Source organism: Salegentibacter sp. 24 (assembly GCF_004362395.1).
Lineage (GTDB): Bacteria > Bacteroidota > Bacteroidia > Flavobacteriales > Flavobacteriaceae > Salegentibacter.
On the sequence record NZ_SNWE01000047.1, the window covers coordinates 1 to 4406 of the forward strand.

Here is a 4406-nt window from a genome sequence, read left to right on the forward strand (position 1 = left end):
ATGGTAAAAGGATTGAAAACACCCTATAAAACAGCTGCTGTGACCTTTTTCAGTTTTTTTCTAGTGGGAGCGGTGCCCTTATTATCCTATTTTTTTACCGGGGATTATTATTTTGAATTAGGAAATCGGTTGTTCGTCAATTCCTGTATTCTAACTGCAATATCTCTGTCCATAGTAGGCGGATTAAAAAGCTATGTTACACAGAAAAATATTTTTAAAGGTATACTTGAAACAGTTTTTCTCGGCGGGGGTGCAGCACTAATTGCCTTTTACGCAGGGTCAATTCTTGAAAGTATATTTGTTACTTAATATTTAATTAAGCTTTTGTTTAAATACAATTTGAAAAACCTTATGCTTGGTTTTGTTCTGAATTATTTCCATAGTGAATCTATAATCGAAGGTTCAAATAATATCGAAGATCGAAATCTTACCGAAGAAATGTAACCTGTTGAGAGCTAAGATAAAACTTATTCCACAGGTGATAAACTTCAAGTAAAAATTGATATTATAAAAGCTTTCCCTGCCAGGAATATTGTTTCGAATTCATTGTTTTTCACACCTACAGATTCCATTGTGATGAAATATAATAATATCAGGGCATCCTTTGAATTGGATCTAATCAATCTCGGCAAAGATTTTTTCTTTGAAAAAAGAATTAAATACTGGTTTTCCCCAATACCAGAACAGGTTTTGTAGTCTTAAATTAAAGGTGAACTTTTTTAGGAAAGAATAAGTTGAAATATGGTAAAAAATTACTTGTAAAAATTAAAAAAGACCAAAGCTGAATTTTCGGGCCTTTGGTTTATTAAGCCTTTTCATTAACCTTGCTTAGTCGGCAAAGACCATTTTAGTTTATAGCAATTTCCCTAATTAAGGTTCTATGTTTCACCTTTAAATTTTGTGCTATGAATCCTTTTTATATTTTTCTCGAAAATTACAAAACAGCAACCGCTGGATTTCATTTTCTGGCCAAACTATTTATTCTTTTAATTCTTAGTTGGATCGTAATTGCAGCAATTTTTGCAGTATTAGGAACGCTAAACCTGCTATTTTGATTGGTGGTTAAAGTTACATACCTGGATTTGTGCTTTTTATTACTGGGTAGGCATTACAAAGCTAAATACGGTTTCTTTATCTGAAGAAGTCACATTAATATTTCCGTCGTGGGCCAGGGCAATTTCCGAAGCAATATAAAGTCCAAGACCTAAACCTTTTTTAGCCTCCTCGCCTTCCCTACGATAAAATGGGTCAAACAATTTTTCCCGTACTTTTTGCGGGATTTTAACGCCTTTATTGGTTATCTCCAATTTAAATTCCCCATTTATACAAGTTGCTTGGAGTTTTACAGGGGTGTCCTGTGAACCGTGAGTTATTGCATTTCCTAAAAGATTAGAGCACAACTGTGCAATTCGATCAGGATCACAGTCTACTGGATTCTTTATTTGAATATCGGCTATAATTTCTTGATTTGGAGCCGTAATTTCAACTTCATTAATAACCTGTTCTATAACATTCTTGAGTTTTCCAAAATCCTTGGTTTTATTCAGTTTAATGCCTTCGCCCAGGCGGCCTCTAGCAAAATCAAGAAGGTTGTCAATTAAACCTTCCATTCGAATACTGGTAGATTTAATGAGAGCTGCATTTCGTTTTACAATGTCTTCCTTGCTAAATTTCATCAGAATGTCTGCACTCATCCGGGTAGTGGCAATTGGATTCTTTAAATCGTGACCTAAAATTGCTATAAATTGTTCTCGTAATTCGGCAATATGTTGCTCTTCTATAAGCTTAGCTTCCGCATTTTCCTTCGCTTCAATGGCTTCGAGATGAAACGCTATTAATTCAGCATAAATCTGGAACATCCCTCGGATCGCTTCAGTATCGACTTCTGCTGCTTTTTTGTCTATGGCACAAATAGTACCGAAGAAACTGCCGTCATTTTTATACAAAGGAACAGAAATATAACTTGAAAACCCATAGATAGCAGGGACTGGATGGTTGGCGTAGGTCACACTAGTGGCTACATTATTTATAAAAATAGGTTTTTGCTGCTGACGTACCTGGGCACAAATGGTTGATTCTATGGGAAGTTCATCTCCAACTTTTAACCCAAAAGAAATATTGTCTTTACTGGCGCAGGTAATCCATTTATCTTCAGTTACACGAGCAATCGCTGCAAAACCCATCCCAGTATTGAGACAAATAATATCCAGTAGCTTAGAGACGATGGGAATTTTATTAATATTATCAACGTCTGCTTTATAATTCTTAGTAATAGCGTTCTTAATTGGAATAATTTTTTGAGTCTAAAAGAGCATAAAAATAGTGAATTTTACTGAACCGGAGATAGCCTCAAGGTAAACAATTAAGCTTCGCATCAATTTTATAGCTGTCTAATATCAAAAATATGCCATTGGGATCATAAATGAAAATTTCGCCTGTTTTGCAGCTTAATTTTAAGGTATAATCAAATGCAAGCTTGTACCTAAACCATTTATAAACATTAAAATCAATTGTTATGAAAACATTAGTCATTATTATGATCCTTGTGAGCTTAAGCTTTACTAGTCAAGCCCAGGAAATTACCGAACTTAAAGAGACCAATATTGGATTTACTCCCATTAGTCTAGCTGAAACTGATCATCCCGATGAATATCGTTACATAGTAAACGATGCCTATGCAAAAGAGTTCTTAATGAATCCTATTGGTTTTGTGGAATCTTATTTTGATATCGATAGCTTCATTGAGCAGGTAGAAGATAAAAATTATCATACCTATTTGGTGCTTTTTTCTCACGAGAAAGGTTACCTGGAAGCTGATTATTCAAAAGACGGAGAGCTCAAGCGCACAAGACAGTCATTTAAAGATATCCCACTGCCACTAGCGGTAAGAAATGAATTGTGGAAACAAACCGAAGGTTGGACTATGGTGAAAAACACTTATAAAGCCATAGGAAATGGAAGTATACTGGATAAACAAATTTATCGAATTAAAGTGGTACAAAATGATAAATCAAAAATTGTAAAGATTGATCCTAGTAAAATCGAGGAAGAGCGAGTTGCTGGAATGTAATTTGAAAAGCTCTTAAAAACAAATGCCTGTAAAGTAAAAGCTTTGGCTATTAGAACTTTACGGGCTTTTTTATGGTTTATTGCAAAATAAGTAGCATTTGCATCAGAATATATAGACTTTAAAGCAAAAATAAGGGGATTGAATATATTTAATCCCAGTTAGTTATCAATAAAAAATATATTTAACCACGAAAAATAGTTTTAAATTACATAGGTGAACTGTAAATGATATAGTTATGAAAGCACTTGTAGTAGATGATGAAGAACTGGCTCGAAAAAGAGTGCTTAACCTGCTTTCTGAGATTAAAGAAATAGAAGTATTAGGAGAATGTTCCAATGGAAAATCGGCTATTTCGCAAATCAATAAACTTAAACCGGAACTGGTTTTTCTCGATATTAGTATGAAAGATATGAATGGTTTTGAAGTTTTACAGAAACTTGAAGTAAACCCAAAACCTATAGTTATTTTCGTTACGGCGTACGATAATTTTGCAACCAAGGCCTTCGACGTTGATGCTTTCGATTTTTTACTCAAACCTTTTAGAGATGACCGTTTTTATAAAACGATAAAGAAGGTATTGAATATTTCACAGAGGGAAACTCAGCATAATTTTGAAAAACGCCTGCAAACTTTATTTGAGGTCTTTAAAAAAGATCAGAACAATTCAAATATTTCCTTAAAGTTACCGGTTAGACAGGGTAATAAAACGGTCTTGTTAAATCCCGTAGAAATTTATTATATCTGCGCTTCAGGATATTATGCTGAAATTTATACCGAAAACAAGAAATATGTGCTTCGGGAATCTTTAAGCAACCTAGACCATTTTTTTAAAGACCATGCTTTTTTTAGAATTCACCGTTCGGCAATTATTAATATAAATCATATCAAGGAAATTGTCCATTCGGACTTTTCTGAAGTAGATGTGAGGATGAAGGATAACAAAATATTGCGAATCAGTAAATCCAATAAAAAAGAATTGTTTGATAAACTTGGAATTTAAAATCTGAACAATGAGCCTTTCAAACTTTAAAAATAAATATTTAGATATAAAGCTCATTATGCTTTTAGCTGCTTTCTATACCTTATTCAATTTGGTATATATTGTCAAGCTGGCCTATATGCGTGCCTATGTTTTTACTGAAGTTATGGAGTCATGGCACGATATAATTTTTCATAACCTGCTTATTGATTGGTTGATAGTTGTTACTTATATGTCGCTTATTGCAATAAGTACAAAAGGCGAGGGTGTAATTTGAAGTCTGTCTGAGAATTTTTATATTAATACTCAAACAGATTTAAAATGACACAGGAAGAATTAAACAAGATTGAAAAGAAA

Annotated in this window: 6 protein-coding genes; 5 read left to right on the top strand and 1 reads right to left on the bottom strand. The window is 33.4% G+C overall.

All coding sequences use genetic code 11. From position 1 onward, the window contains the following. Positions 1–309: VIT1/CCC1 transporter family protein (locus tag DET49_RS18230; RefSeq protein WP_133550271.1), on the top strand; the 309-nt coding region annotated here is incomplete at its 5' end. A gap of 596 nt (positions 310–905) precedes the next feature. Beyond that, a complete protein-coding gene (locus DET49_RS18555) occupies positions 906–1055 on the top strand; it encodes a hypothetical protein (protein WP_166636620.1) in 150 nt (49 codons plus the stop codon). A 39-nt stretch (positions 1056–1094) separates the two neighbouring features. Here the strand turns inward: DET49_RS18555 and DET49_RS18235 are convergent, their stop codons facing one another. Continuing rightward, complete coding sequence (locus tag DET49_RS18235) at positions 1095–2294, bottom strand: GAF domain-containing sensor histidine kinase (protein WP_317130344.1); 1200 nt, start codon at positions 2292–2294, stop codon at positions 1095–1097. 221 nt (positions 2295–2515) lie between these two features. Between DET49_RS18235 and DET49_RS18240 the strand changes: the two genes are divergently transcribed. The 3 genes from DET49_RS18240 to DET49_RS18250 all read left to right on the top strand — a co-directional run bounded on the left by DET49_RS18240 (position 2516) and on the right by DET49_RS18250 (position 4326). Continuing rightward, positions 2516–3070 carry a hypothetical protein gene (locus DET49_RS18240; protein ID WP_133550275.1) on the top strand — a complete coding sequence of 185 codons (555 nt, stop codon included), beginning with the start codon at positions 2516–2518 and terminating at the stop codon, positions 3068–3070. A 235-nt stretch (positions 3071–3305) separates the two neighbouring features. Continuing rightward, positions 3306–4070, top strand: coding sequence for a LytR/AlgR family response regulator transcription factor (locus DET49_RS18245; protein ID WP_133550277.1), 765 nt, complete (start codon positions 3306–3308; stop codon positions 4068–4070). Between the two features lie 10 nt (positions 4071–4080). After that, positions 4081–4326: a hypothetical protein gene (locus DET49_RS18250; protein WP_133550279.1), complete on the top strand. Its 246-nt coding sequence runs from the start codon at positions 4081–4083 to the stop codon at positions 4324–4326. Positions 4327–4406 lie beyond the last annotated feature (80 nt).

What these genes read in the sequence shown, in the direction of transcription:
- DET49_RS18245 (WP_133550277.1), top strand. Translation starts at nt 3,306, where the DNA reads ATGAAAGCACTTGTAGTAGATGATGAAGAACTGGCTCGAAAAAGAGTG.
- DET49_RS18240 (WP_133550275.1), top strand. Translation starts at nt 2,516, where the DNA reads ATGAAAACATTAGTCATTATTATGATCCTTGTGAGCTTAAGCTTTACT.
- DET49_RS18250 (WP_133550279.1), top strand. Translation starts at nt 4,081, where the DNA reads ATGAGCCTTTCAAACTTTAAAAATAAATATTTAGATATAAAGCTCATT.
- DET49_RS18555 (WP_166636620.1), top strand. Translation starts at nt 906, where the DNA reads ATGAATCCTTTTTATATTTTTCTCGAAAATTACAAAACAGCAACCGCT.